Below are 3013 nucleotides of genomic sequence, written 5' to 3' on the forward strand. Positions count from 1 at the left end.
CCGCGGGCTGCGCGCCCGTAGCTCAGCTGGATAGAGCACCAGGCTACGAACTTGGTGGTCGGGAGTTCGAATCTCTCCGGGCGCGCCACTTGTTACCCAAACCAAAGGCCAGCCCGAGCGCTGGCCTTTGGTTTATTGGACAAGCGCATCTAACATGGACGCGGCCAGCAACGCACGCGGCATGGCAGAATCGCCGGCACGCCACCGTGGCCCCGTAGCTCAGCTGGATAGAGCGTTCCCCTCCTAAGGGAAAGGTCGCCCGTTCGAATCGGGCCGGGGCCGCCATTTTCAAGCACTTACAAAACATCAACCTGTGAATAAGTCGGCTTTTTCGGGCATGGTTGGGCACAGGTTGGGCACGGGATGCCGGATGGTCGCCGATTTATCGTGGGATGGACAGCGCGCTTGGGCACCAGTTGGGCACGGCGGACTTGGCCATCTGCGCTACTACCATCCTCGCCCTGATCCGCGTGGGGCACTTTTTCAGTTTTCAGAAGACGCTGGGGCTGATAATGATGAACCTCGACGACGTGCTCGAGCGCTGGATCCCCTATCGTCTACAAGCCATCGAAACCCTCCGGTTTGCCTGGGATTGGCTCGGTGAAAGCGAGGAGCCGCGTGCCGTGCAGGTTCTCGTTGAAGGCAAACCAGTACTTGGTTGCAACGTCGCCGCCATCGCAAATCCGATGATCGAAGTCGGCGTCGTTCATGCGCGAGCCCTGCTCGAGTTCCTCGGCCTGGCAGTGAAGAAAGGACGACTCGCGCAAGTCCAGCACCGTCTTCCTGGGGACATTGCGATTGAGCACTATTCGACGGCAGGCCAAGAACTGGCGAAGGTATCTCCAGAGCAGGTGTATGAAGCCTACGATGGCCCGCGCGAAGAGGCCGAGAGCGCGATCGTTGCGATCTTTGAATTTGCCAACAAGCTGACGGCACATATTACGGATGGCGCCTTCTCAGGCGCGTGGACCGACCGGCATCTTGACATTGCCTGCCGCGGGATTCCGGTGCTCTTGAACAACCATCTCTATGTGAAGCTGGGACGCACCCCGCCACCTGCACCGCGCGCCATTCCGCAACGCCTCGCTTGAAGGTGCCGCGTTGCAAGGCAATCGGCCCTTGCTCCTGCCGAGCTTCTGAAGCGCTCTCGATACAGTATCGTCAGCGCCTCAACTCCACTCGGCCCGCACGATGGATCGAAACCCGCTCAAGGACTACCTGGCCGCGATCGAGGCATCCCTCAAGCGCGGCGACGCCACCGAGCACACGCACCGCCCTGCGCTGAAGGCGATGCTGGAGGCCGTAGCCGGCGATCCCGCCGTGCAGGCAGTCAACGAGCCGCGCCGGATCGCCTGCGGCGCTCCCGACTACGTGATCGCCCGCGGCACGGTGCCGCTGGGCTACGTCGAGGCCAAGGATGTCGGCGCCAACCTCAACGAGGTCGAGCGTAGCGAGCAACTCGGTCGCTACCGCGATTCGCTGGGCAACCTGATCCTCACCGACTACCTCGAATTCCGCTGGTACCTCGGTGGCGATCTGAAGCTCAAGGCCTCGCTGCCGCGCCCCGGCCGGGATGGCCGCATCCGCTGGAACGCCGATGCCGCTTCCGAAGTCGCCCAGCTACTCGGGCAGTTCCTCGAGGCCGACATTCCACTGGCCGCCTCGCCGGCTGAACTGGCCCGGCGGATGGCCGCGCTTGCGCGCCTGATCCGCACCCTGATCGAACGCACCTTCAGCGGTGAAGGCGAGGCCGGCGAACTGCACGGCCAGCTTGAGGCGTTCCGCAAGGTGCTGATTGACTCGCTCACCCCTGCACAGTTCGCCGACATGTACGCGCAGACGTTGTGCTATGGCCTGTTCGCCGCGCGCTGCAACGCGCCGGCGGCGGGCTTCACCCGCCAGAGCGCCGCCACCGCGCTGCCCAGAACCAACCCCTTCCTGCGGCGCATGTTCAACAGCATCGCCGGGCCTGATCTCGATGATCGCATCGCCTGGGCCGTGGACCAGTTGGCGGAGCTACTGGCGCGCGCCGACATCGCGAGCATCCTCGAGACCTTCGGTCAGCGCACACGGCAAGAGGATCCCGTGGTGCACTTCTACGAGACCTTCCTCGCCGCCTACGACTCAGCCATGCGTGAGGCGCGTGGCGTGTACTACACACCCGAGCCGGTGGTGAACTGGATCGTGCGCAGCGTCGAGCACCTCCTGCTGCGCGAGTTCAAGCTGACCGACGGCCTGGCACACGCCGCCAAGGTCAAGCTCAAGCGCCCGAAGCCGGGCGGCGGCATGGAGTCCTTCGAGACGCACCGCCTGCAGATCCTCGATCCCGCCACTGGCACCGGCACCTTCCTGTATGCAGTGATCCAGCGGATCCGCGCACACTTCGAAGGCAACGCCGGCGCCTGGCCTGGCTACGTGGCCGAGCACCTGCTGCCGCGCCTGTTCGGCTTCGAGTTGCTGATGGCGCCCTACGCGGTGGCACACATGAAGCTGGGCCTGGAGTTGGAGCAGTCCGGCTACGACTTCGCCAGCGACCAGCGCCTGGGCGTGTACCTCACGAACTCGCTGGAGGAAGCCCACGAACTGACCGGCATGCCGCTGTTCACGCAGTGGCTGGCCGAGGAATCACGCGCCGCAGGCTTGGTCAAGCGTGAGGCGCCGGTCATGGTGGTGCTGGGCAACCCGCCGTATTCGGGGCACTCGGCCAACACAGGCGCGTGGATTGCCGGCTTGCTGCGCGGCCACGACGCGCTCACCGGCCAGAAAACCGGCAACTACTTCGCCTGCGACGGCAAGCCGCTTGGCGAACGCAATCCGAAATGGCTCAACGACGACTACGTGAAGTTCATCCGCTTTGCGCAGTGGCGTATCGAGCAGACCGGCCACGGCATCCTCGCCTTTGTCACCAACCACGGCTACCTGGACAACCCCACGTTCCGCGGCATGCGTCAGAGCCTGATGCAGAGCTTCGATGCACTGTACTTGCTCGACCTGCACGGCAACAGCAAGAAGA

2 protein-coding genes and 2 tRNA genes are annotated in these 3013 nt (G+C 64.1%); all 4 read left to right on the plus strand.

Annotated elements, in window-relative coordinates; all coding sequences use genetic code 11:
• The first annotated feature begins 11 nt into the window (after window positions 1-11).
• Window positions 12-88 (plus strand) — tRNA-Arg (locus AC2VLV_RS03705).
• 120 nt (window positions 89-208) lie between these two features.
• Window positions 209-285: transfer RNA gene (locus AC2VLV_RS03710), tRNA-Arg, on the plus strand.
• Window positions 286-392: 107 nt separating this feature from the next.
• Window positions 393-1091 carry a hypothetical protein gene (locus tag AC2VLV_RS03715; RefSeq protein ID WP_486988692.1) on the plus strand — a complete coding sequence of 233 codons (699 nt, stop codon included), beginning with the start codon at window positions 393-395 and terminating at the stop codon, window positions 1089-1091.
• A 100-nt stretch (window positions 1092-1191) separates the two neighbouring features.
• Window positions 1192-3013 (plus strand): N-6 DNA methylase (locus AC2VLV_RS03720; RefSeq protein WP_486988693.1); only part of this gene is annotated, 1822 nt, incomplete at its 3' end.

The organism is Thiomonas sp. TH-17, assembly GCF_057473305.1.

Excerpts from the sequence above, each read along its gene's own strand:
- AC2VLV_RS03715 (WP_486988692.1), top strand. The coding sequence starts at position 393 with ATGGACAGCGCGCTTGGGCACCAGTTGGGCACGGCGGACTTGGCCATC.